Here is a 26,506-nt window from a genome sequence, read left to right as displayed (position 1 = left end):
TATAATTTCAAGATAAAGGATAAAAGATGAAAAAATATATATTCATATTTCTGATATTAATTGGAATGCTTTCTTGTGAGTCTTTAGATGAAGATACTGAAGAAAAACCTAATTATTATAAAGACGGATACAATCAAGAAAACAAATGGTAAAAATTTGCACAAGAAAGCAAAAATAAAATTTTATAAGCTTTAACAACTTCTAAAAGAAAGATATAAAATCTTTCTTAAAATAGGTCTTGCTCTTAAAAGCTTTACACATCAATATCGCCACCATATTCTGGTGGCAAATTTATTCTTATTTTTAAGATAAAATCTTAAAACATTTAGTGCTCATAATACTTTTAAAAAATTAAATATTTAAAAAAATATTCATTTTTTATACTTTTATTATTGCAGATTATTAATTAAATATGTATAATATAGACACGTAATAGGAATACGATTATAAGGTTAAAGTGTCGTAAAGTGTATAAAACAATATTATCTTCATTTATTCTCTTAAGATTCTCATGTGGGACTTTTTTAAAAGATAGGTACCACGGGGAATCTGAATTTAAAAATATAGAAAAAAACAAAGATAAATCTATATCAAAAGAAAAGGGATAGCTTCACATCCAAAAATAATCTGTTCTAACTTAAATTTAAAGCAATGAAAATGGAAATTTATTTAAAAATGCCAACGAATCTCATTTTTATATTCTTCTCACCTTGGAGACTCTTTAGGTTTAAAGGGTCTCTTTTTTTTAAGAGAAATCAATTTTTTCGTAAAACAAAACAATCTAATTGTTCACATATGCTCACAAATAATTCATACTGTAAAACATTACGCTTACCCAAAACATACAGCCACACAGTAACTGGTTAAGAAGTTCTTTAAGCAATACAAACTCATAAATTTACTTAAGAATTAATCAGTATAATTTAAACTAATTAAATTATAAAAAAATTATATTATAAACATAACAAAAAAATATTGACTTTTAAATTAAAATTAATTTAAAATTATAAAAAGTAAATAAATATTTCAAAATTATACGAAAAAGATGATACTATAAGACTCGATTGCAATTGGGTCTTTCTTTTTATCTTAAACTCAAATACCTAAAATTAAACTATTTCAGATATTTAGCAAAAATAATATAAATTATATATTATTTTTGCTAAATATGCTATAATTAAGTTCTTAAGGCAATTAAAAATGGATATTAAAATAGATAATGAATTTAATATATTTTTTGACAATGATTTAAAAATAGTAGATGGACTTGATGAACAAAAGCAAAAATTATTATTATACCTAAAAACACCCATTGGTAGTCTTTATAATAAAAACTACGGTCTTAACTTTACTTTTTTTTTAACACTCTTAAAGACACAAAAAGAGAAAGATATTAAAACTTTTTTTGCAAATACTTTAAGAAGCCTCAATATTGACATATTAAATATCAGAACAAAACAAGAAAATCAAAAAATAACATTACAATTTTTCCTAGCAGGGGATACGCTAAGTATGGAATATAATATATGAAAATAATATTTGATGAAGAACTTGGAGTTCTTACAAAATCAATAGAAGAGATACAAAATATAAAAAAGGAAATACTTAAACAAGAATATAATATTTCAATAAAAGAAAATTCAATATTTGACATAATAAACTACCCAAGTTCTGCAATCGATATGGAGATAATTAAAGTTTTAAATGAACTATTTGAAACACTTAAAGAAGGGGGGGAATATTTTAAAAATTTACAAAAATCCTTAAGCATACCAAAAAGCTCAACTTATGAAGCAATAAAACAAGCACTACTAGCAATTCCACATGTAGAATATGCAAATATCATAAGTTCATCAGGAACAATTGCGATTCACATAATATTTAAAGCTGAGTACAGAAAAAATCAAATCATTGATAATGAAACACAGATGAATATTTGGAAAGCAATATATTATACTGCTCCAAGTGGCACAGCATTTCAAGGACAAATAGAACTTGAGTTTTTAAACAAAAATGGACAAAAAAAGGCATATAAGTTTAGCTTAGGAATAATTAAATACGCATATTTAAAAGTATTATACAAAACCGAAACAGAGGCAATGTATAAGGAAGTAGCTGGACAAATAAAAGAAATTTACAAAAAAATCATAAAAGACAAATATAAAGATATGGGGATTGCATTAAGGCACCAAGATTTCTTAAGTCCTGTAAGCATAATTAAAGGAATTAAAAGCATGCGCATTGGTGTTTGCATAAAAGAAAACTTAGAGACTAAAATAACAGAAATTGAAGAATCTGAGTTTAATTTCAATACCGATGTTGAAATTAAAGAAAATGAACTGATATCTCTTGATGAAAATTTAAGACTCATAATTGATAGAGAATAAGGTAATGAAAACAATACCACAATTTTTACAAAATACACAGATTGAAAAGATCATACAAAGCGAACTTAACTTCAAAAAACAGCTATTAACAGAGCTTAAAGAACTACTTAAAAATTTTGATACAATTAATGTAGAAGGAAGCATCAATTCAAGATACATTGCATTGATGATGCTATCACTATTTAATGCATTTCACTTAAAAAAAGGACTTAAAAAAGACCTAATCAATTCTCTTAAAGCATTAATATTTGCAATAAAATCAATAGGCACAGATGAGAGTTTTCATTTACTCTTCAAGGCATTTTTGCACGCAAGAGTTGAGGTAACCGTCAATCCAAACATACCCGGAAAGATTATTATCAAATTAATTGACAATATTAGATCACCTATTAAATTTAAAATAGCTGGCAAAATTAATGGAAAATTAAAAATTATTATAGTTAAACACAAAGGAAAATTTAAAAAACTTGCATCTAACTATATTCCAAAGGACTTTAAAAATTCAATATATGGATTTATAAAATCCCTCATTCCTGCCGGAAGGACTATTAAAATTTTTGACACTTATGATGAAGAAATAAAATAAAATGCACATATTATATTGTTTAAAACAAATAAGGAGGTTATATGGACTATGAAAGTAAAGAAACAGAAGAAATAATACAAATAAAAGATTTTAACAGAAAAATCAAAGTTAATGAAAACGACCTAATTCCCATTGACGATATTGTTGAAGAAACTTATGCAATTACATACAAAAACTTACTTGAGCAAATAAAAAAAGATACATTCTACGGAGGACTTGAATATTTCAAAAAGGTCATAAGAGAAATAATATCTAAAGAGCTGATTGAATACGAATCACACATAGAAAAAATGTATTTAAAGATAATCTCTAAGCTAATAGGACTTCAAACAGAACCAAACATTATTGAATTTAATGATCTCCTTAACAAACTTAAGGAAACATTAATTGAAAATTTAAAGCCATCTGGAAATAATGTAAAATCAAGCAAAATATCAACCTACAATCCAAATAAACGAGAATTTGAATTAGTTGAATTTCAAACCTTAATTGAGAATTTAAAAGAAATTTTTACAGAAACCACTAATTTAAACAAACTTAAAGAATATGCAACACAAACTTTTGCCAGAATAGATGATTTCCAAAAAGTAAATAATTCAATAGGTCAGCTCTATGTAAAGAAGAACAATCTTCACAGAGAATTAAACATTGCAGCACAATTACTAGGCTCAAATAATTTCGAAGATAAAGAAATAGAATTTATTGTATTCAGTAGAAGCAGAGGTGCATTAAAAAGATTAACAACATACCAGCATTTACAAGGGATGCCTGAGGATTTTAAATATTGGGGAATATCAGCCACAAGTGATACTTTTTATTCTTATAACGAATTCGCTGAAAAGTCATTAAATATAGACATTACGAGTGACAAAGTAGAATTAAGATTCCCAAGAAACTTGAAAAATCAAGTCATATACCTTAACATAACCCTTGAGATCAAAAGTGCTACAAATACTAATGATAATATGACAAAAAGGATTAACCTTAAATTTTCAGAAAATAATACAACACAACATACAACTTTATATTTCTACAGTGGAAAACAACACAATATAACACTACCACTTCTTAAAGGATGGTATAAATTAGACTATGCCTTGTTAAACAATAATTTAACTCAAGATGTTCCATATCTTACTAAAATGTAGCTTTGGTCATTTAATTTTTGTTAAATTTATGTTAATATATCAATATAACAAAATTGAGTGGTTTATCTTTCAAATACAAAATAATACATCTAATACACATTTAAAATGGAGGACAATATGAATACGGTCTTTGATTTCTTATCAAATATCGCCGAGACAAAACTTATAATCCTTGGGGGATTTGTATTACTCATACTCATACCTTTAACGCTACTATTAAGACCTGTCATGAACGAAATAGTTAAGATAATTAAACATTTCCTTGACAAAAAAAAATAAAATTAAAAATTTAAGGAATAATTTATGTTAAACAAAAACAACACCAATTTAGGAATAATTTTCCTTCAAAATTTAATGGAATTTCTTGGATATAGTGATACCCCAAATGACCAAATTTTTGAGATAGGCATAAAAAAGGCCATCGACATTTACCAATACATGAATACTCTTTACTTAAATTCACTGCAAAAAATGGAAGTTCAAGAATGCAAACAAATCATTCTTGAACTTGAAACCATACTTAATAAGATTATGAAACTTACTGATGCAATTAACACTAATGCCAATTCTGCTTTAATTGAAGAATTACGACTTGAACGCAATAATCTTATGTCAACTAAGGCCCAATTACTCAAAGAAAAACTAGAACAGGATATGAAAGGATATAAGAGAGTAGACAAAAAAGGAAGTAAAAAGTGAACAAAAAACTAATTCTAAACCTAATGATTTTATTGCAATTCATTATATTTAGCATGATATTTAGTTGCACTTCCATAGCCACACTACCAGAAGAGCCTAAAATACCTACCGAACTCACACTTAAAAACTTAAGCATATATGAAGCAAAACTTGCAGGTTATGCACTGTATCTAGAAACATTTTTAACTCGCACTAAGCAAAAATTTAGAGATCAAAATTTTCCAACATTTAAGTTATTAGATGCCACTGTTTTAAGAGCAGATCACACATTAGAAGCAATTCAAGAAAACATAAAACACTTACAACATTACATAAACAATACAAAACCCATAGCTTTTGCCGTATATAAAAAATATAGTAAATTAAAAAAGTGAATTTAAAAGTAAGTAAAATTAAAAAACAATTAAAATCTTTACTCTTTTATAAAAAAGTCCCAAATAGGGGCTTTTTTTTTAAGTCTTTAAGTTTTCTCCAACTTTTTAAGTATATAAGGATAAGAAAACATATGTAAATATGTTTAGTAAAAATTCAACAAAAACAAAGAACATTATAAGGTTAAAGAGAATCAACATGACTTGCCCTTAACAAGGCTCGTCCATTTCTAATTAATTTTAAATAAATATTATTAGTACTTCTTTGTTCTTAATATAAGTCGTTTATCTTATGATATAGCAAAAACATAAGTTTGTAAAGTATTTTACAAATAAATCAAACAAATGAAAAAACAAAACTAATATTTAACCCTATAAAAAATAAATATTAATTTATTTTCATATTTGCTAAAACAAGTATTTACTTTTAAGATAAATTGTATTATTAATTAACTTAAGATTTATAAATACTTATATTAGGAGTAAACAGTGAAGATCAAAAGTATAAAGGGTAAAACCAATAGATATCAATACAACTTGATTGTACTCATATCCACACTTAATTTCATGAACTTAAAACTCAATCAATACACACAAAAAAATATTTTATATTTTTTCAATGGCAACTTAAAGAGAAACGATCAAAAAACAATCAAGATTAAAACATTACAGAATTATTTATACGCACTTGAGAAAAAGTTTAAAATCACACGCAACTACTGCAAACACTTAGGCAAGCAATGCGGAAGTGAAGTTTATTATACTCTACAATACTCAAAGAAAGAATGTCATGCCAAGATAAACTCACATTTCAAGGATATAAAGAAAGAGAAGATAAACAGGTTTAAAGAAAGGGTGGCTAACTACGGCAAAGAAAATGGGAGTCTAAAATGGGAGTGTATTAATAGTAATAATAATAATAAGAGTGAAAAAAACATGCTGATTAAATACATAAGTAAATGCAATTTCAAGATTGATCTTCCATTCTTTTTACTAAACTTAAAAATAGATAAAACAAGAAAGATTGAACTTATAAAGGAAATAAAAAGGCATGAAATGAGTCTAGGAGCACTTAAGAGAGAGGATTTATCCCTAATAAAGGATAAAATTGAAAGAGGTCAGGAAGGGTGTATTAGGGACTTTTTAGAGGAAAGGGGATACTTAAATAGAAGTTTTCAAAGCAAGAGTAATAAGAGAGAGCTCAAGGTAAAAAAACTTAAAGAGATACTAAATACAAGGGAAGGAGAACTTAAGAAACAAAATTACGACGAAGCAATATTAAGGGAAGAAATTGGCAAAATATACGAAGCTTATAAAGAAAAGCCCCATTTTATAATAGAACAGGACAAATACGGGGATTTAGATCGTCTAATAAGGAAAATCAAAATCAATACCAAGACTTGTGAGAAGCAAGAAATCAAAGCGGATGATATAAAAAACAATATTTTTAGTATATTATTAGAACAGCTGAGGTATAAGGTAGATATTGGCGTATTAATACCGGCTTTAAAGAAATTTATTAACGCCAAAGATGAGTTGAAGTATAGCAAAGTAGTTGATAATACATATTATTACGAATTACTTAAAATAATAAAGTAAGAAATTAATGATACCGAGGAAAAGGAAGGATGGTGGCTTTACTAGAGTTATTGAAGCAGAAAAAAAAGGAGATAGATCCCAATAATAGACAAAAGGGAAAACATAATATTTTCTCTAAAGTTGAGGAGATTAACAACCGCAGGATATATCATACTAAGATTTTTAACGATTTTTATACATTTGGAATAAGTAAGAATGAACCAACTAAGTTTTTCATCTCTCTTAGAGGAATTTTTAACATAGAGGATATAAGCATGTTTCATTTATTTTCTATCAGAGATGATGATGATTTTTTTGGTATTTATTATGGAATTAAGAAATTAGACAAGGCCTTTTTGGTAAAGAATTTCAATAAAAGAGAGACTTATACTTTAAGGAAATGTGAGTACATAGAATTTAGATTTAAAAAAGGTGGGGTTTTTTGTTATTTAAGTGGGCTTCATAATTTATTAAAAAAAGATAAGGTTGGAAGTTCCTACTATCAGACTTTACTAAGCATACTCCTAGAATTAGAGCGGGAACTTTATGCATTTTATGGGAAAAAATTGCCGGAAGGGGGGATCGTTCCAAGATGGATACAAAAGAGACAAAAGTAATTACAGTAGCATCAATTAAGGGTGGGGTAGGTAAGAGCACTACTAGTTTAATATTTGCAACGCTTTTATCGCAGTCTTTTAAGGTATTAATTATAGACATAGACACACAAGCATCAACTACCAGTTATTATTTTAAAATAATAAAAGAATGTGGTATAGATTTATTTAATCGGAACATATACGAAGTTTTAATATCCAATCTTCATATTGATAATGCTATTGTAAATATTAGTAGTAATTTAGATTTAATACCAAGTTATTTAACTTTGCACAAATTTAATTCAGAGGCCATTCCATACAAGGAATTCAGATTAAAGGAACAGTTAAAGTTATTGGGTTTTGAGTATGATTACATAATACTTGATACTAATCCTAGCTTAGATTTTACTTTAACTAATGCTTTAGTATGTAGCAATTATATAATAGTACCAATTACGGCAGAGAAATGGGCAGTTGAGAGTTTAGATTTATTTAATTTTTTCATAGAAAAATTATCTATAAAAGCTCCCATTTATTTACTTAATACCAAGTTTAAAAAGAATAATACACATAAGGAATTGTTAAATATTTTGAAAGAAAATGATAATTTTTTAGGTACAATATCTGAGAGGGAAGATTTAAATAGGAAAATTGCTCGGAATGATGTTTTTGATTTAAGTAAAGATTACATAAGGGAATACCAAGATACGCTTTTAACTTTGATGAATAAGATAGGCATTATGGCTTAAGCTAAAGTTATAACTTACGTACACTAAGTGTACGTACAAAGTAAAGGAGGGTTAGAAATGGGCATAGAGGTTAATAAGAGGAATTTAGCTAAAGAGATTACACCTGAAGAACAGATATCTATTCACTATAATAAGCTTAAAGAAAGATTAAAAATTAATTTTCAAAAAGAGATTTTTTGTAAAATTGAGGCAATGAAGGTTTTAAAAGAGATTAAAGATAATGAGTATTACAAACTTGATAATTATGCCAGTTTTGATGATTTTGCCAAAGATTACAGACTTGCAAGAACTCAAACTTATAAATATTTAAAGATAGCTACTGCGATTGAAGAGGGCATTGTGGAAGAAAAGTATGTTATTAACAATGGGATTAATGGGACTATGTTTTTGTTAAGAAATAAAGAAGGTGTTAATATAAAAAAGTCTAAACAAAATCCGTTAAAACCTTTAAGGTTTCAGCTTAAATGTCCGGATGCCTATGCATTTTATAAAGGTAATGCCAAACTTACAAGTTTTCTTTTGGAGAGAGTTTTCTCGGAAGAAAAAGAGTTTTTATCAAAAATAATAAATCAGTTTGAATATTCAAAGAAGGGGAAAAAATAGGGCAGTAGTTTTATGGCGTTGGATTTATTTCTAAGGATTTTTTGCAAATAATTTAATGATGTTGGGATGTCAAAGGTTTTAGGAATAAACCTAACATATAATAACAAAAGTTTTGATATTGAAACATTTATTTTAGAACCCTTATTTTAAGATATATTTTGAGGCATAGATTTTAGAGTTAAGATTTTAATGTTTTTGTGTTAAACTTGGTTTTTGAAGTAGATAAGATAAGAGAAGGAGAGATTTTAGTATAACTAATTTTTTTGTTTTATTTTTTTTATTTTTTTTCAAAAAAAACTTTAAAAAATATTTGCAAAATGTTTGAAATTGTTATATATTATAGTTAGTACAGATTGACATGCAATATGTCACTCTTAATATAAGGACCTGTTACCTTAAAGGGTTTATTAGGGACTTTGAGGCCAGAGTTCCTAATAAACCCTTTGTTTTTGGTATGCCAATAATATTATTTTTTTCATAGATTCTCTTAAGTGGGCTTAGGGCCCCTAGTTGAGAATATAATATTTGTGATGGAATTTTGAAATATTTTGTTAATTTTTTATGTTTTATTTTAAATTAGAAATGTGATATCTGTTAAGATAGAATTGATGTAAATTTTATTGTTAATTTCTCTATTTTAAACCCATCTTTTATGTTAAGATTATAATTAATATTAAAGTTTATAGTTTTGTAAATGATGCTTAATTTAAATTAATTTTTTAATTATACTTTTCTCCTTTTTTATAGATATCGGTTATAACCAATATCTATTTTGTATGTAGCATAATTCGTGTAACAATAATTCACTTAATAATGAATTTTTTTGTAATAAGTCTTTAAGAATTTTTTTATTTAATTTGAATCGTATTCAATCTTGTATTTTTGTAAGAACTTGTTTACAATTTATTTAAATGACATTTAAAAATAGAGAAGTAAAATATAATATTTTATTCAAATCAAATTTAAGTACGGCTGATATTGCAAAAGTTTTGGACGTTAGTGAGTCTACCGTTTTAAAAGTTAAACTTAATATTTTAGGTGAGATTGCAAGTGGTCTAAGCAATACTGAGACTTTTTCTGTGTCTTCTAGTGATGTTGATGTGGATACCCTTGCCAGAGATGCAACATGTGAAGCTTATAGACTTGAAGGAGAGCGTGACAGTTTTTATAAATCGTTTTATAGCATTGCAAATTCTTACGTAAGTTCTCATTTTAAGTACAAAAAACTTACTCTGAGATCCGCTTTTAAAAAATTAATTGATGTTAATGAAGAAATTTTAAATTTAGAGAGGGAAATAAGTAATAGTGATGATAAAAATTTATGTAAAAAACTTAAATTGGATTTAAGGCAAAAGATTTATAAGAGGGATCGTATATCTAAAGAGCTTGTTTTAAATGATATGAGAGAAGATTATGAGTGTTTGGTTAAATTAAAAGAAATTTTTGATAAGGGTTTGAAGTTGGGGTGATTTTGGAGTTAAATGATTTATCGGTTTTTATTAAATTACAGAAGAAATTTAAACAAAAATTTAATATTAATATTGCCACATTTTCACAAAATAAAAAACGAGAAATTGATTTCAACTCGTTTGAAGAGAAGTATTTAACTCTTAAACAGAGAAGTATAGTTGAGGATATAAATAATAATTTTTGCTCTAAAATAATATTTAATGGTGGAATATCTAGTGGCAAAACATTTTTAGCATCCTATTTGCTGGTTAAGTTTTTGATTCAAAATAAACATTATTATCATAAAGATACTAATAATTTTATTGTGGGAAGTTCAATTGGTGCATTGCTTACCAATACGCTTAAACAGATAGAGAAAATATGTAATCTTTTAAATGTGGAGTATGATTTAAAGGTTTCTCGCAATGTTTCATGCACCATTTCGGGTTTGACACTTAATGTTTATGGTGGGAAAAATAGTGATTCTTTTTTTAAGATTAGGGGTAGTAATTCTTCTTTGGTATATGTCAATGAGGCAACCTTAATGCATAAAGAGACTTTGCTTGAGATAATGAAAAGGCTTAGACAAAAACCAGCCATCATTATTTTTGATACTAATCCTGATAATCCTGTGCATTATTTTAAGACCGATTATATTGATAGATGTGATGTATATAGGACATATAATTTTAGTATTTATGATAATCCTTTAAATTCGAAAGATTTTATTGAAACACAGGAGATGATTTATAAAAATTTATCTGCTTACAAGGCCCGAGTACTCTTAGGAGAATGGACTGCTAGTGCTGATGCGTGTTTTAATGAAGTTCTTTTTAATGAAGATTATACATTTAAAAGTCCAATTATGTATGTTGATCCTGCATTTTCTGTTGGTATGGACAATACTGCTATTTGTGTGCTTGAGAGAATGGGTTGTAAGTATTATGCTTATATTTATCAGGATAGAAAACCTATAAGTGACGGTTCGATTCTTAATGCAATTAGTGTTTTGGCAGAAAACTTTAATATTAATACGCTTTATATTGAAGATCGAGATAGTACTGATGGACATGGATTTTTAACAAAAACTATGATATCTATTAGACAGAGCATTAGTCATTATTTTAAAATATCAGCAGTTAAACCTTTAAGTAATAAGTTTGTGCGAATATGTGCTCTAATACCCTTATTTAATGCCCGCAGGATAGAGTTTTTAAAAATGACGGATAAAAATGTTATAAATGATATTTATAGCTATAGTGGTGCTTTTAAAGGCAGAGATGATGCTCTTGATGCTTTGAGTGCTTGTTATTTACTCTTAAGCCTTGAATATAAAGATAGACTTAAACATTTTACCAAGAGCAGATATATCTAAGATTATATTTAAGATTATTGGATTTGAGTATAAATAAGTATGAAAAGTGTAAATTAAAAGCCACAGTTTCAAAACTGCAGCTTACGTAATTTTTCAAGTACACTTTAATGGGATAATCATTCAAAGTGTGACTTTTTTAAAAATTATAGTTCAGTTTTTTTATATACACATATTTTTTTTAAATTAAAGTTAGATTCTTGTTAGATGTATTTTTTTAACTTTCAGGGTTATATATAATGAATAATGGAATTGTAGGGGATAAATACTTAGAAAGTGTAACGCATAATAACAGAATAGAGGAAAGTTTTTAATTAATTTGTGAAGGTTTATATCTTTATAGCTAAAATGATCCCAGATAGTTTTAAGTACATTATAAGTGTGTAGTTTAGTATATTGCATGCATTTGTGTGCTATATATATGTAATAATGTAGTTGTTATTATTTAATATATTAAGTGGGAGAAGTTTAGTGAGTAGAAAAATTATTGTTTTACTAACTGTTGTTTTATTTTTTTGTGTTCAAGGTTATTTTACAAGTTTGAAGGCTATGTGGCAAGATAGAAATTCAAATTTGCAAAATGATCAAGAGGCAAAGTTAGAGGGTCTTAAAGATAAGTTTGGATATATACATTTAAAGAAAGTAGACGGTGATGTTTTTAAGAATATGAAAAATGAAAAGCCAGAAGGTATAATTGATGAGTTAAAACTCCCCGTTGTTTCATTTGATGTAGCAAAATTATCAAGTCCTTTTGACAATTTGGATATAGATTTTAGTTTTTTTAGAGTAAATTTTACTCACAGTGTTCAAGATGGACAAGTAAAGCCCGGTGGTCAAAAAAATCAAGTTGTGGAAAAGATAAAAGATGCAAAATTAAAAAGTATAAGTCTTTTAGTTACAGACCCTGTTAAGAAAATTTTAGGTACAGACTATTTTCCTGAAATTTTAAATGAAATGAAAAGAAGAGGATTTCAGCCCAGACATTTATTGATTATACTTTTAGGATTTAGGACTAAGGTTGGAGAAGAGATTAATGTAGAGATGAATTTTGATCATTTAAGTATTTTAGAGCAGGCTTTAGAGCAAAAAGATAAGGTGATTCACATTGGTGATAAAAATTCTTATGCATTAAAATTAAATTTTGCAACTAAGTTTGATAACCATGATAAATTATTTTTGCCAGGTGAAGTTAAATACGATAGTTCTGATGCTAAAGTGATATTTAGAAATGAAGGTGAGCAGGATTACAGTCAAAATGATTCAACTGTAATACAGAAGCTTGAAGTTATTAAGATGTCTGTAGGTTATATTAATGTGTTAAAGAATTTGATTACTGTAAATCAGTTAAAGGATTTCCTTGATGAGAATAAGGATGCTATTTTAAGATTTGTAAAATGATAATTAGTTTTTTTTATTCAATAGTTAAGACATTAAACAAAAATATTAGGGCTTTAAATGTTTTGTTTAGTGTTTTTGAAGTAAAGCTTGAATTAAAATTATTAATTTATTTGTAAGTCTTGATATTATCTAATTGTGATTAGCATGGTTGTTAGTCATTGAAGTTTATATGTTTTTATTAAGGGATTTTTTTAAGAGACATTATTAATTTTAAGTTATATATGATAATAAATTATAAAAAATAAATGCGTTTTAAGCGCATTTATTTATCTATTTGAATTGAAATTCTTGTGCTAGTCTTGTCAATTTCAAAATTTGAAATGACTACAAACCAGTCCTTAAAAATTATTTCTATGATAAGGCATCTTGGAATTTCTTAAGAACATTTTCAAAACTACCGTCTTTAGTAGCATCACCTTCTGCGAAACCTATACTTTTAAGTATTTCTTTCCATTCGTTGTCGATCTCGGTTAGACTTGCACCTGTATTCTTTTTAGCAATTTCGATTGATTTTTTTGCAGCCAATGCTTTTAAGAATTTTTCTTCATTATCACTACCAATGGCTGTAAATGCAGCGCTTAACTTAGTTTCTTGATAAGGTTTAGCTGTTGTTTCTGCAGGCAAGAGAGTCTTAATATCGTTAAAGTTCTTAGCAAGAGCCGTTATCTTTGAGTGATCTTGAATAACTTTTATGTATTTATCACCTGTTCCTGTTCCAAGTTTTGCTGGTTCAGGACATGAATTTTGGCCACAGCTTAATAAAGTGAATAATGCTACTATAGTACATGAAATAATTTTTTTCATTAAACATTCTCCTTCTTATCGAGTTATATTTAACACGATAATGTAATTGATTTATAATCATGTTATCATTTTTGATTGAAAAGCACAAGTGCATTCCATATTAATATATCATATTAATTAATAAACAGGCTTACTTGAATAATTTAAGATGTTTTGTTGATAGTTATGATAGGCGGTATAGGAATTCTGTTTTGTTTTTTAAGCCTATGTTTGCCTATGTTTAAGTATATCTTGATTATGTATTAATTTGGAATTTATTTAAGTAGATATAGACTTTTAAAAGTTGGTATTAATTTTGATTGAAGCTTAATTTATATTTTGCAATTTTTTTAAATAATACTTGCTCTATTGAGATATTGGCATATGTTTGTTATTAACAACAAATAAGGCAATGCATGTTTAAGGAAAATGTTGTGGCGTTAATTTTATTCTAGTTTTGTTATTATTATCTTTCTTTCACATTTTGTGAACCAAAAAACCTAAGTACCCAAAGAATAGATAATAGTTTGAAGTTACAACATTGGCAGTTTAAACATTAATTTTTCTTAAATTGCATCAATTTAAATGCATGTGTCTTGTTTGGAATTTTTTATTTGTTATCTGTAATTTTTTTGTTTTGAGTCTTGATGGTAGTAGGTGGTAGGATATGTCATGTTTTTTAGGTATTTGCCAAAACCTTTTAAGAGGTCTTTTTGTTAAAGTGTTGTTTTTATTTGTAAAATGTTTAATATATATACGTAACTATATGCATATTTTGTTAATGCATTAATGCTTGTAGACTTAATTTGTTTAGGTCATTATCTATATCATAGGATATTTGAGTGGCAGCTTTGCTTAATTGCTGAGCGAGCGTTGTTATGATACAAGATCCTACACTGTAGTCTATTAATCTATAGTGTAGAATTTTTGTATTTTTAATCTTAAATTTTTTCTTTAAACTCATTAGGAAACCCATTAAAGCCTGAAATCAGGCGCAACAGTTTTAATTTGTGGATATTTGTTAAGTGTTTCTTGAATTAACTGAACAAGGTATGTGCTATCAAGTAGTATTTTATAGTCAGTAATAGTATTTTTTGTCTTATTATTGACTGTTATTGTAGCTTTTATATATTGAGATTGCGTGAGAGCCGTTATTACTTCTCTAGTTTTATATGCTATCCAGAAAGGATTTGCTTTATCATATCCAGCTTCTTTGGAGAGTTCTGTTTTGTGTGGTTTGGCAGTTGTTAATGACACTTTTTGTGTTCTTGTATTGAAATCCAATTGAGGATCATCCTCTAGATAGAAATTTGTAACTTCAAGGTCATCACCATTATACTGGATTGTTTCAAATAGTATAACAGGCTTAATGTACACACTAAAATTTCCGTTACTTTTAATAGGTGATATTGAATAGGAATATCTAAGTTTGTTTGCAAGTGGGATTATGGGTTTTTGATCTAATCCTTTAATGCTTATGGCTTTGTTTTTTGTCCATAATACTATTGAGTTATATGTGAAAAGAGTTGTAGGTACCTCAGTGGGTGTGATTCCTTCTAGCATTTCATATGGTTCTTTGAATTCTTGTCTTGAAGACAGATTTATAAGAGAGCCATGTTGGTTATTTCTATTGTTATTTAATTGGCTTAAATAAGAATTACGTTTAGTGATGCGGTGTCTAACTTGTTCTTGATTCTGTTTGGCACTTATTGTTTTTTCATTATCGCATTGTAAGCAAAGTATCAATGTGGGCATTAATAGTAAGATTTTTTTGTACATAAAATATTTCTCCTTAATTTATCTCTAAGTTAATTCATACGGTCTATTTTTTTAAGTAGACTTAGGTTAGAATTTTTTGTGTTGCATTGTCGCATAGGATTTTATTATCTCATAAGTTTAGAATTTTATCATCTTGATTATTAGTTTAATATTAAACAGAATATAATTTAATATTAAAGTGTTGATTTATACAAATTGTTATTTTATTGTTATTTTGTGCTCATGAGTACATAATCGGCATACACATGTTGTAGATAAGTTGTAGAAATTTTAATAATGCAATATAATTGATATTAAGAAATTATGTTATTAAATATTATTTTTATCTTAACATTTTTAATTTTTGGCTGTTCATCTCCATCTTCATCTTCAGAAACGGTAGAGGTTTTGCATAATGTCAGTGAAGGTACACTTTATACGAAGATGACTTTAAAAAATGGTTCAGGGTTTGTTTATATGGGTTATCCTAATGGGAGTAAAAAGGATAATAATAAATATTTTGTTTTGGATTTTAATATTAAAACTAATAAAGCCCTTAATCTTTTAAAGGTTTCTTTTAATGGTATTGAACTTGATCTTAAAGAGGTATTGTTGTCTTATGATGATCGATTGAAATTCGATGGAGAACAGTATATTTTGCCTTTTGATGATTCAATTGAATTAACGGGTTTTTGGATTTATTTAAGTCCTGAGTTGATAGAACGTTTAAAACTGTTAGAATTTGCAAGAACTGAAGGTCTTAAACTTGATGTTGAGTGTATTGAGCGCAAGAGTGGTGTTAAGAATAATGTTTCTTTTAATAGCAGTGTAAGTAGTGCTCAGAAGTTTTTTGATCTTGTTGTTAAGTTTGAAGCCCTTTAAAGTTTTTGTTTGGCATTTTTTAGTAAAATATGTTTAGAGGAGAATAGAATGGATAAGATTAAGTCATTTTTATTTAAAATATATATTTTCTTGCTTATATGTTTTTGTATGTTTTTCATGCTCTTTTTTACCATATACTTAAGCGATTTATTTTCAAATAGATTGTTTACAACAAGAGAGCACTATTTTTCAAATCCATATACTAGTATGATAAGGGAGAATACTTGTTTTAAAGAGTTTGGTTTTCAAAGCATCAAGAATATTTTTTTTAGAGAATTGTATGTTAATGAGGACTCTTCCGATTTTAAGTCTTTGCAAGATGCAGAGAGAGAAAAAATAGTTGCTTCTCATCCATCTTTTACTCTACGTCTTCAGGTAGTTGATAAAGGACGCTTAATGAAATTTAAAAATGTAGTTTTTGATGGAGTTGATGCTATATATAATGATAAGATAACTAAACCAGAGTTTAATTCATCAGATGAGCCATATTTTAGTATTATTGGTAATAGTGGTGTAGATCAAAAATATTTGGGTGAATATTCAGTTAAGGTGGTTAATGATTTGACTATTGCATTTAATGAGGCCCTATTTAGGGTTTTACGTGAGCAAGAAAAATTAAAAATTACTTTAATCTCTCATGATGATGTTGAATATAGTATTGAGACTGGTAACTTTTTATCTGATAGTAGATTCGATATTTTACATTAATTAATAATTACATTAATAAAATTAAAACTTTATTTCCATTTTATTTAATTTTTAGTGACATGCACTTTATCTTTTTAAAGAAAATTTTGATGAAAATTTGAAATTTTTGCCATACATTATATTATTCATATTTTATGATTTAAAAATATTTTTTAAATATTTCTTAAGGAGATAAGGATAAGAGAAGATTATGAAAAAAAATCATATTATTGTTTTATTTTTAGCTACATTAATGTTTGGTTGTTACCTTGCTGAAAGTTTATTGGCAGATGCTTTGGCAAAGTCAGAGGATGTCCAAGCTGGGATGAGTATTCTTCAAGAAGAAGTAGGGAAATCACTTATTGATAAAGTTGTTGTTCAAGTAGCAGAAGGTGAAGTTGTTGGAGATAAAGAGGCTCTAGAAGGTGAAGAAGAGTTTGAAGGCGAAGAAGAGCAAGAAGAAGAAGGTTCTAGTGAAGAAAAAGGTTCAGATGGTGTTAATTCTGTGGTTGCTAGAACTACTGGAACTGAAGTTGCTAGTTCTGAAACCGAAACTAGAACTAAATCTGAAACAGTAGCTTCTAGCCAAAGAGTATCAAAAACCTCAGAGACCTTAGTGGTTGCTCAAGAAGTATCATCACAAACTGTTAGTGTAACTAAAGAAGAGGTGAAAAGTCCTCTTAAGCCCGCTGTGCAGATATCAGATAATGGTGGTAAAGAAGTAGTGACAAATAAAACGCTTAAAAATGAAAATTCTAATAACCAAAGAAAATCAAATTCGAGTTGGTGGTGGAGTTGGCTTTTTAGCACAAGTTGGAATTACGAGTGGTAAATAAATAAAAGAAATCCTTAAGTTGTTGTGAAAGTAGAGATGATGTTTTGTATGCTGATGATATTTTCGGATTGATCGATGTGTGTTAATTGATATACCCTAAAGTGTGTAAACTTTAGGGTTTTTTTATTTAAGTTAAGTTTATTTAGTGTCTTCCATTATCAATAATTTTCAAAGTTTGTATTGGTTGTGTGAAGGTATGTATTTCATGTTTTTTTTGTAATTTTTTTAGGTTTTTATTTGAAAAGTTAAATTTATTGCTATAAATTATTATTTCTGGTATTTAAAGATAAACGTTAAGTAAATTATTAGGTTAGGCGATGAAAATAAAAGAATATTATGAAAACAATTCATATTGTTGTTGTATTTTTAGTTGTATTAACATTTAGTTGTAACCTTTATAAAGGTTCAATGGTAGATGATCAGTCAACTGATTCTAATGGTGTTTTTATGGATGTTGTCCAAGGAGTAGGTGATTTATTTGTTGATGGCATTATGACTATTCTTAAGGGAGTTGGTTACCAACACTTAAGAGAGGATGATGAGTTGGAAATTGCTAGTGATGATAATAAGGAAGCGAAAATTGCTGTTGCTAAGGAAGGAGTAGCCATTTCTACTGATTTGAATGTTGCTTCTGGATCTGCTGGTTCTAAAGACGTGGTTTCTGATCAAGGAGTTAATATACTTTTGAAGTTATTCAAGCAGTAGTTTCTAGCAAGGGTAAAACTGTTACTGAGGTTGGATCAACAAATACCGTTACTATAGATTCAAGTGAAGAAGATGAAGACGATGAGGAAGACGAAGAAGAAGATAAAGAGAGTGAATTATTTAATAGTATACTCCAAGCGTTCTTTAAGTGGTTGAAAAAAAGTGAAAATAAAAGACAAGAATTGATAAGTTTAATGAAGAAAGTGGATGAAGAGATAAAAGAGGGTATGCAGAAATCAGAAGGTGTTCAAAGGTGGGCAGAAGATCTTGATTTGAGTATGCAAAATCAGGTAACAAATCTTCTTGATGTTAGTGGTGATAGTAAGAATGAGGATGCTTATGATGAGAGTCTATCCTTTTTATTAGAATATGATAAAGACTCTGATAGTAATAGATGTTCTGTAAAATTATTGTTGAAAAGATTGTTATCTGAAATAGACAAGTATATTGACTATGAGTATGTTGACGAAATTGAGGATCAAGATTTTGAAGATAATGATGAGGTTAGTGAGCGAATCTTCGAAGGAATAAAAGAGCGTTTTGATATGCATATTGAAGATTTGAAAGAGCTTAAAGTTTATCCTATAAGTTAATGTGTGAATTGATATACCTTAAAGTTTTTACAAATTTTAGGGTATATTTTTTTATTTAAGTTGTTATTTAAATTGGTTTAAAATTCCCATTTCCTTTTATTTGAAGTACTTTTCAAGTAAGAATTTGAAAATTTCCTTGAAATCCAATTTTATTGCTATATTATTATCTTAATATTTTGTGTGGTTTGTAAGGAGGGTGGATATGAAAAATTTTGGTATTATTGTTTTGTTTCTGAGTACCTTGACATTGAGTTGCAAATTCTATGATACGGGAAGTACAAGTTATTGGTCAGTTGATAATGATGGATTTGTTCAAGGAACAAAAAGTTTTGTTGATTCTCCTCTTCGAAAACCGGATCGTTTTGACCAAGAGGTCTCAGCTGGTGGTAAAAAAATAGAAAAAGCTGTTAGTCGAAATTTAGGAGTTGCTGGTGGACAAAGACAAGGTACAGCTGATGATGGGATTGGAGTTGCTAGTGTCCGGGAAGCGGGGGGTGTGCTTAAGGACGCAGGAAATGCTGTTCAAAGAGATGTAGATGGTAGTGGTGAAGGAATAAAAAATGATGTTATTCAAAATCCAGGGAGTGTTGGTGTTCAAGTAGCTGTAGGTAGTGCTGATACTGGAGCTGATAGTGGTCAAGAAGCAGGAAAGGTTTCCCAAAATTTAGGAGATACTGGTACTCAAAGTATTCAAAGAGTAGTAAGTAGTTCTGATTTAGGTGTTGGAAGCAAGGATGGTATATCTACTAACGGTATGTCTACTAATCATGTAACAGGAAATGGAAATTCAATAAATTCAATTACTAGTACTAGTTCAGGGTTGAATACTGCTTTACAAATGGCAGGAACGTCTACAAGAACATCTGGTTATGAAGGAGAAATTACTACTAATACTCAAGATAGAACTTTTGTTGAGACTGGCACACAGGATTCTAAAACACAATATTCTGATTTTTCTGATCAAGATATAAGAGATAAAGTTTTGGGAAGTGTTGTTGGTGGTGTTGTAGACAATGTTATGAGTGGAATTGATAATGTTATTCAGGGAGCAGGAACTTTTGCTACAGCTGCTATGCAAGGTGTAGGCACCGTTATTGATGTGCTTCAAGATGTAGGGACTTTTGTTATAAGTGATATCCAAAACATGGGAGCTCGTATGCTTTTTGGTACGGGAGAGAATTCTAGTGTTGCAAGTGAAGGCAGCGAGTCAGTAATGAGTTTGAGTTCCAATGATTCAAGTGAAGCTAAAGATGTAACAGTGGTCTTGAGTTCTGATGTTACAAGTAAAGGCAACGATGTAGCAGTGGGTTTGAGTTCTGATGAGACCCAAGTAATTGGGCGTTTAGAGAAATATCTTCAAAGTGCCATTAAGATTAATGGTAGGTCAGATTCTGATCAAAGTAACTTAGAATCCGGACGCAAAAAATTCTTTAATTGGTTAAAAACAAGTGATACTAATGCTTCTAAGAGAAAAGAATTAGTACAGGATTTACAGAAGGTATTTGATTTAATAAAAGAAAAAAGTTCAGATTCAACAGAGCTTAAGCATTGGGTGCAAAGTATTGTAGATAAGATTGAGGATAAAAGTACTATTGTTGATATTGATAGTGATGATGAATTAAATAATGATAAAGAGGTAGACTTTTTAATAGAGAATACTCTTGCCTCTAGGGATTATAGTGGATTTGCTGTGAGTTTATTGTTCCAATCATTGGCAGATACTCTTTATGATAGTGACAATAATCGTGATAAATCTGAAGAGCAGATATTTCAAGATCTAAGGAAAGTATTTTCCGATAGTTCTGATAAAAGTGAGGGGGTTGTAGAGTTTAAATCTAAAATTGAAGCTACAAATTAATGTAATGATTTAAGAATTTACTCTAAGTTTATAAAGGCCTTAGGGTAAGTTCTTATTTAGTTTCGTTTGATTGATGCAGGGTAGTAAATCTTTTTGAAATTATTATATGCAAATTAACGTGTACGTACATTTGTATTATCTTTTACTTCAAGGTATTTTTTTTGATAATAACTTGAGTTGTTACTTTAAATTTAAATTTGTTGATTTATATTATTTTGATATTTAAAAATTTTTTTAGCAATTAATAAGGAGGGAGAGTATGAAAATTGCTAAAATTTTTGTTGTGTTTTTAAGTATTTTGGCATTTAGCTGTGATTTAGCTAACTTACTTGGGAAGGATAACCTTGATGATCATCAGATCTAGAGAATGGGAGATTTTCTTCGAAATGGCTTTAGGACTGTTATTGACGGTGCAGAGTATTTGATAGATTCTCTTGAAGAAATGGAAGATGAGTATGAATATTTTTATGTTGATGAGCAGGGTAACATTGTTTATGTAGATTATGATGGTGTTGGTTATCTTCCAAAAGTTGATATTGTAGAGGGTAGCGATGAAATTAATGTGTCTGCTGGTGGAGTAGTTACTGTTGGTGATAATCAAAAAGCTGTCACTTCTCAAGCAACAGAAGTTAAGAAAGATGGAACCCAAGAAGCTGTTACTTTAACAGTAACAGCTTCTAATAAAGGTGTAGTCCTAAAAGTGAAATAGTCAAGAAGAAATAGAGTGAAAACTCTTAGTCAAATTCAACAAAAACCAAAAGAGTATATATCTCCCCTCTTTTAGGAACAAGAGTTGCTCATTCTTATGGTTCCCGTGATATTAACTGTAAGTCAAGAGAGATTAATTCAACAGGTGGTATGATCGTATATATCAGTGATGATGAGAAGAAGAAATTTGAGAGTTTAGAGAAGTATGTTGGGAGTGCTATTAAAATTAATGGTAGATCAAGCTTTGATCAAGATAAGTTTAATAATATGTACCAAAACTTCTTTAAGTGGTTAAAAAAAGAGGATTCCTCTTCTTCTTTTAAAAGATTAAAATTGGGACGAGATATGAAAAAGGTGTTTGATTTTATAAGATCAAATGCTAGTGATTCAAAAGAGATTCAGAATTTGATTACTGTAAGCAACGGTAGCGAGATTTTAAGATCAGCTGGGATTAATTCTGCTAGTGACATTAAGAGTGATGCTGAAGTGGAAGCTTTAATGAGACTTTCTGTTAGTGATAGGTTTTATAGTGGATATTATTTAAGTCTATTTTTCCAAAGATTAGCAGATAGTTTTGAATATTGTTATGATTGCAGTGATAATTCCTTTGATTATGTATTTAGACAAATGGAATCAGTGCTTGATGGTACTGCTTATAAAAGTGGTGATTTTGCTACATTGAAGAGCAAGATTAAGGAATAAAATTTAAATACCAATTTATGCTTTACCTTACCCTAGGGCTTTTAAGCTTTAGGGTATTTTTATTTTTACCAGTTATTTAATTAGTTTAATTTTTTCTGTCAATTAAATTTTGAAGTTTTTTATTATAAGGGTTGATTAATATCTGTTTTAAGTATAGATTCTGACACATATTTAAATATGTGATTAATATTTATCGATGAAAATTTAATTTTGGAGAGTATTTGGTTTATGGTAGTAAGAAGACTCTTTTTAAAATTATTATTTGCATTTAGTTTACTTGTGTTTAATACTTGTAATAAAGAATCTGAAAAGTTTACAGTATCTTATTTAAGCAATCATAGTGGTACAGGCGGATTTGTATTGGATTTGACTAATAGTTATGGTATAGTTATGGTAATTTACTTGTAATTAGTTATAACTCTTATTTAGGTGGTTCTGTACGAATATATCTTGAGCTTAAGAGTGAGCGTGAGATGAGATTAAAGTCAGTTAAATTAAATGAAAGTGATGTTTGTTTTTACGGCCTTTCTGTTGGGGATGGGTCAACAAATGGTGTTTCTAATCGGAGTAGCTTGTGGAGCAATGGTTTTGATTTTCAGTTTAATGTCTGTAAGCCTAAATGGAGAGAACTCATTGCTGATGCTAAGGGCGGAGATTTAAAATTTTGTGTCTTTTGTGTTGACGTAGAGAGTGGACTTGAGAAGAAATATTATTTTAAAGTTAGTTCTGCAAATTTGAGTAAATTGATTGATCTGATAGAACAAGTACATGGTTTAGAACTTGGATTTAGTTATTTATCTTAACTGTGTTGTCTTGAAGGAGTCATATAATGTTTATTAGATTTCCTTTTATTATGTGTCGTATATTTTTATTTTACGTATTAGGTATATTTTTGCTCTCAGCAGATTTTAAGACATATTGTGATAAGGAGAATTTTTATTGTCACAAAGAGTATGTAGAGGATTTTAAATCTGGGAGTATAAGTCGTATTCTTTTTATTAAAAGTGAGATAATGGAAGCGGCTAAGATAAACTTAAGGGAAACGATTATGAAAACCAATGAGGAGTATGGTAAAGCAATTGAAGCAGGTTCATCAGATTATTCTCTAAAATTTAAGATAGTTGGTGATTATAGGGCAGTTAATATTAGGCAGGTTGTTTTTGATGAAGTAGAAGCAGACCCTTCAGTATTTCATCTTTATAAGCCTAGTTGGCAGCTTGCAGAGGTTATAAGATTTTCAGATGGGATCATCTAGTGTTAATAAACGATTTTTAGGAATTATATTTCCAGTTCCCGTAAGTAATACATTTATTATTTATCTAAGGAAAAGACTTGTTGATAAAATTTTAGCACCGTCTAGAATTAAAATTACTCTAGTCTCTATTTATGATGATGAGTTTGTTGTGGAAACCGATAATTTTATTAAAAGATGTAATTTTGAAATAAAATTATTATTAATAGTTATTATTTAGTCATATTTAGTTTACAAAGTTAAATATTATTGATATAATTAATTCATGATATTTAAGAAATGTAAGAATGATTTTGAAAATTTATTATTTAATAAATATACAATCGATCCATTGAAGCTTTACAGGTATTCTTTATTTTTTAGGAATTACATAGAAAATTCAGCAGAAGATGCATTAAGACCTGGGATTAGATTAGATTTTTTAAATTCCTCCACATTTGATTTAAGTGATTTACAACCTTTAAGCTTAGAACTTAGCGAGGCACTTCTTGAGGCAATGATAAGTTATAGGTTTAATGGAGCAGGATATATTTTAATTAAACCTAAGGTGCTAGATGAAGATTTAAGCAAGAGTGTGAAGGATGAATTGCCAGTTGGATTTAAATATTTAGACTATAATCGGATAATAGATGATCACAGTAGTGATTATTTAGAATATCTGCAAGATGATGGTACATCTATTATTTTGCACAAGAGTAGAGTTATAATCCATGAAAATTTTGATTATATACTAGGAGAGCATATTCCAGTTTATACCCAAAGCTTACTTTTAAGTATTTGTCTCTTAGAGCAGATATATTCAGAGATTGAAAAGCGCATTGGGCAATATAATTTTTTGTTTTATAAAGATGAGCAGCTAGTTGAGCTTATGGAGTCATTGCAAGATGCTAAGAATCAGATTGGTCTTAATACTAAGGGTAAGGGATTATTTTCTACCTTTTTTAAAAGTAATAATGGTGTAAATAAAGACTTAGGCAAGGTTGGGTCCGAGATTGATCTTGTGTTTGAGAGGCTAAAGGGTGGTTTGAGTAATGAGGGAATTTTTTATAGTGCTGATGAGGGTGCAAGTTTACAGGTTATAAAGTACGATCTTGCATTTTTAAAGGATGCGTTTGAACTTGTAAAAGCAAAGATAGGTGCTGATAGTAAAGAACCCTTAACAAGAAGTTTTAATGAGCAGGTAAAGGGTTTGGGAAGTGATGGAAAGGGAGACAGAGCTAATTATATTGATTTTTTGCATACCGTGCAAGAAGCAGTAGTGATTTCAGTTAATCTTAAGTTAAGTAAGTATTACAGACTTAGCATGAGTTTTAATGATTTAGTCATATTAAGTGATGAGCAAAAATTAGAGAGAGATATGAGATTACTGGATGTGTATTCTAAATATCTAGAGATTATAAAGTCGCATTCTTTAAGTGATGATGAGGTTGCGATATTAAAGAATAAATTACATTTTGATTTTAGATTTTAGATTTTATTTTAGGAGGTTTAGTAATGGAAAATGCTGGTATTAATGTTTCAGATGAACTTAAAGGAGATATTTCTCTTAGTGAGAGTTTAAATAATACTGGTCATAATAGTATTAATGATACTGATAGTAGTACTTATAATAATATGGTTTTTACTAAAGTTAATAATCTTAGTAAGATTGACAGTGTTAATAATAATGAATTACTAGCCAGAGCTGTGTGGATTACTAGACTTGCTGATGATAATTTAAGTTTGAGTTATAGTACACAAGAGCTTTTAGGTGCTGGGAATTCATTAGATAAAGTTTTAGATATTCAAGTATGTGAGCTTATAAGGAAGTATGTTGATGAGAAGCAAATAATGGCAGTTGCAGGTAATCTTGATATTTTTAATTTAAGTGATGGGGTTAAGGATATACTCTTAAGGCTTGCAAATGCAAGTATTGATTCATCTAAGAACAGTAATAATTCATATAGTTTAATGACCTTTAGTAAGGGAAATTTAAAGGAGGTATTAAATTTACGAAATCCAAATAGTACAATAAAGGATTATAAAGATTTAAGACAAGCAATGTTGAATGAGTGGATGCAAATTAAGCAAGAGTTTTATAATGTTAAATCTTAAGTTTTATATCTTAAGTTATTTTGATAATTATTTAAAATTTATTTAAATTTAAAAAATTTAAGGAGAGTATTTATGCCAAACGATAGTGAACCTGGGAAAGCTACCTCTACTGTTGAGAAAAGTAGTATTAAGAAGGAAATAGCATCCTTGAGGACAAAAAGACAAACATCAATTTTGGAACAACTTAAAAACTATAGCACATATCCAGCTGTTTTTGATAAAACCAGTCGGTTTGGAGCATCTGATTTTTATTTTACCCATAGAGGAGGACTGCAATATTCTGTAGCGGATAAGTTAGAAAATTATCAGGCTATTAATTTTTGTTATAAACGAGGAGTTAAACTAGTTATTGAGAATGGTATGGCGCCTCGAGTAGCATGTGGTGGTCTTAGCGATCTTTATGGAATTTGCATAGATTACGATGAAGCTACAAAAACGGCTACAGTAATATCAACAGCTAGCAGTTTTGAGTGTATTTTACTCTCAGATTCTAGTATTAAAGCTGGGGATAAGTTAGCTTTTGATGATCTTGGATTTCTTGGGAAGGTTGTTGACTCTACTCCCGTGCAAGCAATAGCTTTAAGCGATGCTTATGAATTTAGAGATAAGCCTAGCTTTTATGGTACAAAGGTTATGTTTATAAGTGGGCCTGCTGCACAGGTTGTGGGTGGTTAGTAATTAAAATTAAGTTGAATTAAAAAAAATTAGTTAAA

At 28.6% G+C, this 26,506-nt stretch carries 34 protein-coding genes; 31 read left to right on the top strand and 3 right to left on the bottom strand.

Annotated elements, in window-relative coordinates; all coding sequences use genetic code 11:
- Positions 1-26 precede the first annotated feature (26 nt).
- From bvRMA01_RS06220 to bvRMA01_RS05060, 16 genes are all read left to right on the top strand, one after another.
- Complete coding sequence (locus bvRMA01_RS06220) at positions 27-152, top strand: hypothetical protein (RefSeq protein ID WP_054287482.1); 126 nt, start codon at positions 27-29, stop codon at positions 150-152.
- A gap of 315 nt (positions 153-467) precedes the next feature.
- Positions 468-608: a hypothetical protein gene (locus tag bvRMA01_RS05130; RefSeq protein ID WP_054287481.1), complete on the top strand. Its 141-nt coding sequence runs from the start codon at positions 468-470 to the stop codon at positions 606-608.
- A gap of 592 nt (positions 609-1,200) precedes the next feature.
- Positions 1,201-1,530, top strand: coding sequence for a DUF2634 domain-containing protein (locus bvRMA01_RS05125; protein WP_247032613.1), 330 nt, complete (start codon positions 1,201-1,203; stop codon positions 1,528-1,530).
- Positions 1,527-2,387 carry a DUF276 domain-containing protein gene (locus tag bvRMA01_RS05120; protein ID WP_247032612.1) on the top strand — a complete coding sequence of 287 codons (861 nt, stop codon included), beginning with the start codon at positions 1,527-1,529 and terminating at the stop codon, positions 2,385-2,387. Before bvRMA01_RS05125 ends, bvRMA01_RS05120 begins: the two co-directional genes overlap by 4 nt.
- 4 nt (positions 2,388-2,391) lie before the next feature.
- Entirely contained in the window at positions 2,392-2,973 is a 582-nt protein-coding gene (locus bvRMA01_RS05115; protein ID WP_020282345.1) for a DUF735 family protein, read from the top strand.
- A 41-nt stretch (positions 2,974-3,014) separates the two neighbouring features.
- Positions 3,015-4,121 (top strand): DUF685 domain-containing protein, encoded by a 1,107-nt coding sequence (locus bvRMA01_RS05110; protein ID WP_247032611.1) that lies wholly within the window; start codon positions 3,015-3,017, stop codon positions 4,119-4,121.
- A 117-nt stretch (positions 4,122-4,238) separates the two neighbouring features.
- Entirely contained in the window at positions 4,239-4,400 is a 162-nt protein-coding gene (locus bvRMA01_RS05105) for a BlyA family holin (RefSeq protein WP_119024364.1), read from the top strand.
- Between the two features lie 24 nt (positions 4,401-4,424).
- A complete protein-coding gene (locus bvRMA01_RS05100) occupies positions 4,425-4,820 on the top strand; it encodes a BlyB family putative holin accessory protein (protein WP_247032610.1) in 396 nt (131 codons plus the stop codon).
- Positions 4,817-5,194: a BBA14 family lipoprotein gene (locus tag bvRMA01_RS05095; RefSeq protein ID WP_119024362.1), complete on the top strand. Its 378-nt coding sequence runs from the start codon at positions 4,817-4,819 to the stop codon at positions 5,192-5,194. The genes bvRMA01_RS05100 and bvRMA01_RS05095 overlap by 4 nt, the downstream gene beginning before the upstream one ends.
- 486 nt (positions 5,195-5,680) lie before the next feature.
- Complete coding sequence (locus bvRMA01_RS05090) at positions 5,681-6,790, top strand: plasmid maintenance protein (RefSeq protein ID WP_247032609.1); 1,110 nt, start codon at positions 5,681-5,683, stop codon at positions 6,788-6,790.
- Positions 6,791-6,819: 29 nt separating this feature from the next.
- Positions 6,820-7,386, top strand: a complete 567-nt coding sequence (locus bvRMA01_RS05085; RefSeq protein ID WP_247032608.1) for a DUF226 domain-containing protein — start codon at positions 6,820-6,822, stop codon at positions 7,384-7,386.
- The gene (locus tag bvRMA01_RS05080) at positions 7,362-8,114 is read left to right on the top strand and encodes a ParA family protein (RefSeq protein ID WP_020282338.1); all 753 of its coding nucleotides are present in this window, start codon (positions 7,362-7,364) and stop codon (positions 8,112-8,114) included. Before bvRMA01_RS05085 ends, bvRMA01_RS05080 begins: the two co-directional genes overlap by 25 nt.
- Positions 8,115-8,171: 57 nt before the next feature.
- Entirely contained in the window at positions 8,172-8,717 is a 546-nt protein-coding gene (locus bvRMA01_RS05075; protein ID WP_020282337.1) for a chromosome replication/partitioning protein, read from the top strand.
- Positions 8,718-9,628: 911 nt separating this feature from the next.
- Positions 9,629-10,186 carry a hypothetical protein gene (locus tag bvRMA01_RS05070; protein WP_247032607.1) on the top strand — a complete coding sequence of 186 codons (558 nt, stop codon included), beginning with the start codon at positions 9,629-9,631 and terminating at the stop codon, positions 10,184-10,186.
- Positions 10,187-10,188: 2 nt separating this feature from the next.
- Positions 10,189-11,541, top strand: a complete 1,353-nt coding sequence (locus bvRMA01_RS05065; protein ID WP_247032606.1) for a PBSX family phage terminase large subunit — start codon at positions 10,189-10,191, stop codon at positions 11,539-11,541.
- A gap of 468 nt (positions 11,542-12,009) precedes the next feature.
- The gene (locus bvRMA01_RS05060; protein WP_247032605.1) at positions 12,010-12,936 is read left to right on the top strand and encodes a hypothetical protein; all 927 of its coding nucleotides are present in this window, start codon (positions 12,010-12,012) and stop codon (positions 12,934-12,936) included.
- A 351-nt stretch (positions 12,937-13,287) separates the two neighbouring features.
- On the opposite strand, the gene bvRMA01_RS05055 is transcribed toward bvRMA01_RS05060, so the two are convergent.
- From bvRMA01_RS05055 to bvRMA01_RS05045, 3 genes are all read right to left on the bottom strand, one after another.
- Entirely contained in the window at positions 13,288-13,740 is a 453-nt protein-coding gene (locus tag bvRMA01_RS05055; RefSeq protein WP_247032604.1) for a hypothetical protein, read from the bottom strand.
- 757 nt (positions 13,741-14,497) lie between these two features.
- Positions 14,498-14,683 carry a hypothetical protein gene (locus tag bvRMA01_RS05050; protein WP_020282332.1) on the bottom strand — a complete coding sequence of 62 codons (186 nt, stop codon included), beginning with the start codon at positions 14,681-14,683 and terminating at the stop codon, positions 14,498-14,500.
- A gap of 11 nt (positions 14,684-14,694) precedes the next feature.
- Positions 14,695-15,498 (bottom strand): p23 cell envelope protein, encoded by an 804-nt coding sequence (locus bvRMA01_RS05045; protein ID WP_247032603.1) that lies wholly within the window; start codon positions 15,496-15,498, stop codon positions 14,695-14,697.
- A gap of 303 nt (positions 15,499-15,801) precedes the next feature.
- Between bvRMA01_RS05045 and bvRMA01_RS05040 the strand changes: the two genes are divergently transcribed.
- From bvRMA01_RS05040 to bvRMA01_RS04975, 15 genes are all read left to right on the top strand, one after another.
- Entirely contained in the window at positions 15,802-16,359 is a 558-nt protein-coding gene (locus bvRMA01_RS05040) for a hypothetical protein (protein WP_247032602.1), read from the top strand.
- A 48-nt stretch (positions 16,360-16,407) separates the two neighbouring features.
- Positions 16,408-17,067: a hypothetical protein gene (locus tag bvRMA01_RS05035; RefSeq protein WP_247032601.1), complete on the top strand. Its 660-nt coding sequence runs from the start codon at positions 16,408-16,410 to the stop codon at positions 17,065-17,067.
- A 232-nt stretch (positions 17,068-17,299) separates the two neighbouring features.
- Entirely contained in the window at positions 17,300-17,878 is a 579-nt protein-coding gene (locus bvRMA01_RS05030; protein ID WP_247032600.1) for a hypothetical protein, read from the top strand.
- Positions 17,879-18,217: 339 nt separating this feature from the next.
- The gene (locus bvRMA01_RS05025) at positions 18,218-18,586 is read left to right on the top strand and encodes a hypothetical protein (protein WP_247032598.1); all 369 of its coding nucleotides are present in this window, start codon (positions 18,218-18,220) and stop codon (positions 18,584-18,586) included.
- Positions 18,587-18,738: 152 nt separating this feature from the next.
- Positions 18,739-19,179: a hypothetical protein gene (locus bvRMA01_RS05020; RefSeq protein ID WP_247032596.1), complete on the top strand. Its 441-nt coding sequence runs from the start codon at positions 18,739-18,741 to the stop codon at positions 19,177-19,179.
- A gap of 202 nt (positions 19,180-19,381) precedes the next feature.
- Entirely contained in the window at positions 19,382-21,037 is a 1,656-nt protein-coding gene (locus bvRMA01_RS05015; RefSeq protein WP_247032594.1) for a hypothetical protein, read from the top strand.
- A gap of 367 nt (positions 21,038-21,404) precedes the next feature.
- Positions 21,405-21,746: a hypothetical protein gene (locus tag bvRMA01_RS05010; RefSeq protein ID WP_247032592.1), complete on the top strand. Its 342-nt coding sequence runs from the start codon at positions 21,405-21,407 to the stop codon at positions 21,744-21,746.
- A gap of 149 nt (positions 21,747-21,895) precedes the next feature.
- Positions 21,896-22,447 carry a hypothetical protein gene (locus tag bvRMA01_RS05005; protein ID WP_247032589.1) on the top strand — a complete coding sequence of 184 codons (552 nt, stop codon included), beginning with the start codon at positions 21,896-21,898 and terminating at the stop codon, positions 22,445-22,447.
- Positions 22,448-22,675: 228 nt separating this feature from the next.
- Entirely contained in the window at positions 22,676-22,855 is a 180-nt protein-coding gene (locus bvRMA01_RS05000) for a hypothetical protein (RefSeq protein WP_247032587.1), read from the top strand.
- Between the two features lie 65 nt (positions 22,856-22,920).
- Positions 22,921-23,250 carry a hypothetical protein gene (locus tag bvRMA01_RS04995; RefSeq protein WP_247032585.1) on the top strand — a complete coding sequence of 110 codons (330 nt, stop codon included), beginning with the start codon at positions 22,921-22,923 and terminating at the stop codon, positions 23,248-23,250.
- A gap of 26 nt (positions 23,251-23,276) precedes the next feature.
- Positions 23,277-23,702, top strand: coding sequence for a hypothetical protein (locus bvRMA01_RS06215; protein ID WP_283847886.1), 426 nt, complete (start codon positions 23,277-23,279; stop codon positions 23,700-23,702).
- Positions 23,689-23,919, top strand: a complete 231-nt coding sequence (locus bvRMA01_RS06210) for a hypothetical protein (protein WP_283847884.1) — start codon at positions 23,689-23,691, stop codon at positions 23,917-23,919. Before bvRMA01_RS06215 ends, bvRMA01_RS06210 begins: the two co-directional genes overlap by 14 nt.
- A 45-nt stretch (positions 23,920-23,964) precedes the next feature.
- Positions 23,965-25,170: an anti-CBASS protein Acb1 family protein gene (locus tag bvRMA01_RS04985; RefSeq protein WP_247032584.1), complete on the top strand. Its 1,206-nt coding sequence runs from the start codon at positions 23,965-23,967 to the stop codon at positions 25,168-25,170.
- 23 nt (positions 25,171-25,193) lie between these two features.
- Positions 25,194-25,793: a DUF1357 family protein gene (locus bvRMA01_RS04980; protein WP_247032583.1), complete on the top strand. Its 600-nt coding sequence runs from the start codon at positions 25,194-25,196 to the stop codon at positions 25,791-25,793.
- Positions 25,794-25,865: 72 nt separating this feature from the next.
- The gene (locus bvRMA01_RS04975) at positions 25,866-26,468 is read left to right on the top strand and encodes a DUF228 domain-containing protein (protein WP_247032582.1); all 603 of its coding nucleotides are present in this window, start codon (positions 25,866-25,868) and stop codon (positions 26,466-26,468) included.
- Positions 26,469-26,506: the final 38 nt, after the last annotated feature.

The organism is Borrelia venezuelensis (assembly GCF_023035835.1).
Taxonomy (GTDB): Bacteria; Spirochaetota; Spirochaetia; order Borreliales; family Borreliaceae; genus Borrelia; species Borrelia turicatae.
This window is presented reverse-complemented; position numbering and strand designations above follow the sequence as displayed.

What these genes read in the sequence shown, in the direction of transcription:
- bvRMA01_RS06220 (WP_054287482.1), top strand. Translation starts at nt 27, where the DNA reads ATGAAAAAATATATATTCATATTTCTGATATTAATTGGAATGCTTTCT.
- bvRMA01_RS05125 (WP_247032613.1), top strand. Translation starts at nt 1,201, where the DNA reads ATGGATATTAAAATAGATAATGAATTTAATATATTTTTTGACAATGAT.
- bvRMA01_RS05120 (WP_247032612.1), top strand. Translation starts at nt 1,527, where the DNA reads ATGAAAATAATATTTGATGAAGAACTTGGAGTTCTTACAAAATCAATA.
- bvRMA01_RS05115 (WP_020282345.1), top strand. Translation starts at nt 2,392, where the DNA reads ATGAAAACAATACCACAATTTTTACAAAATACACAGATTGAAAAGATC.
- bvRMA01_RS05110 (WP_247032611.1), top strand. Translation starts at nt 3,015, where the DNA reads ATGGACTATGAAAGTAAAGAAACAGAAGAAATAATACAAATAAAAGAT.
- bvRMA01_RS05105 (WP_119024364.1), top strand. Translation starts at nt 4,239, where the DNA reads ATGAATACGGTCTTTGATTTCTTATCAAATATCGCCGAGACAAAACTT.
- bvRMA01_RS05100 (WP_247032610.1), top strand. Translation starts at nt 4,425, where the DNA reads ATGTTAAACAAAAACAACACCAATTTAGGAATAATTTTCCTTCAAAAT.
- bvRMA01_RS05085 (WP_247032608.1), top strand. Translation starts at nt 6,820, where the DNA reads ATGGTGGCTTTACTAGAGTTATTGAAGCAGAAAAAAAAGGAGATAGAT.
- bvRMA01_RS05080 (WP_020282338.1), top strand. Translation starts at nt 7,362, where the DNA reads ATGGATACAAAAGAGACAAAAGTAATTACAGTAGCATCAATTAAGGGT.
- bvRMA01_RS05075 (WP_020282337.1), top strand. Translation starts at nt 8,172, where the DNA reads ATGGGCATAGAGGTTAATAAGAGGAATTTAGCTAAAGAGATTACACCT.
- bvRMA01_RS05070 (WP_247032607.1), top strand. Translation starts at nt 9,629, where the DNA reads ATGACATTTAAAAATAGAGAAGTAAAATATAATATTTTATTCAAATCA.
- bvRMA01_RS05055 (WP_247032604.1), bottom strand. Translation starts at nt 13,740, where the DNA reads ATGAAAAAAATTATTTCATGTACTATAGTAGCATTATTCACTTTATTA.
- bvRMA01_RS05050 (WP_020282332.1), bottom strand. Translation starts at nt 14,683, where the DNA reads ATGAGTTTAAAGAAAAAATTTAAGATTAAAAATACAAAAATTCTACAC.
- bvRMA01_RS05045 (WP_247032603.1), bottom strand. Translation starts at nt 15,498, where the DNA reads ATGTACAAAAAAATCTTACTATTAATGCCCACATTGATACTTTGCTTA.
- bvRMA01_RS05040 (WP_247032602.1), top strand. Translation starts at nt 15,802, where the DNA reads ATGTTATTAAATATTATTTTTATCTTAACATTTTTAATTTTTGGCTGT.
- bvRMA01_RS05035 (WP_247032601.1), top strand. Translation starts at nt 16,408, where the DNA reads ATGGATAAGATTAAGTCATTTTTATTTAAAATATATATTTTCTTGCTT.
- bvRMA01_RS05030 (WP_247032600.1), top strand. Translation starts at nt 17,300, where the DNA reads ATGTTTGGTTGTTACCTTGCTGAAAGTTTATTGGCAGATGCTTTGGCA.
- bvRMA01_RS05025 (WP_247032598.1), top strand. Translation starts at nt 18,218, where the DNA reads ATGAAAACAATTCATATTGTTGTTGTATTTTTAGTTGTATTAACATTT.
- bvRMA01_RS05015 (WP_247032594.1), top strand. Translation starts at nt 19,382, where the DNA reads ATGAAAAATTTTGGTATTATTGTTTTGTTTCTGAGTACCTTGACATTG.
- bvRMA01_RS05010 (WP_247032592.1), top strand. Translation starts at nt 21,405, where the DNA reads ATGGGAGATTTTCTTCGAAATGGCTTTAGGACTGTTATTGACGGTGCA.
- bvRMA01_RS05005 (WP_247032589.1), top strand. Translation starts at nt 21,896, where the DNA reads ATGATCGTATATATCAGTGATGATGAGAAGAAGAAATTTGAGAGTTTA.
- bvRMA01_RS05000 (WP_247032587.1), top strand. Translation starts at nt 22,676, where the DNA reads ATGGTAGTAAGAAGACTCTTTTTAAAATTATTATTTGCATTTAGTTTA.
- bvRMA01_RS04995 (WP_247032585.1), top strand. Translation starts at nt 22,921, where the DNA reads ATGAGATTAAAGTCAGTTAAATTAAATGAAAGTGATGTTTGTTTTTAC.
- bvRMA01_RS06215 (WP_283847886.1), top strand. Translation starts at nt 23,277, where the DNA reads ATGTTTATTAGATTTCCTTTTATTATGTGTCGTATATTTTTATTTTAC.
- bvRMA01_RS06210 (WP_283847884.1), top strand. Translation starts at nt 23,689, where the DNA reads ATGGGATCATCTAGTGTTAATAAACGATTTTTAGGAATTATATTTCCA.
- bvRMA01_RS04985 (WP_247032584.1), top strand. Translation starts at nt 23,965, where the DNA reads ATGATATTTAAGAAATGTAAGAATGATTTTGAAAATTTATTATTTAAT.
- bvRMA01_RS04980 (WP_247032583.1), top strand. Translation starts at nt 25,194, where the DNA reads ATGGAAAATGCTGGTATTAATGTTTCAGATGAACTTAAAGGAGATATT.
- bvRMA01_RS04975 (WP_247032582.1), top strand. Translation starts at nt 25,866, where the DNA reads ATGCCAAACGATAGTGAACCTGGGAAAGCTACCTCTACTGTTGAGAAA.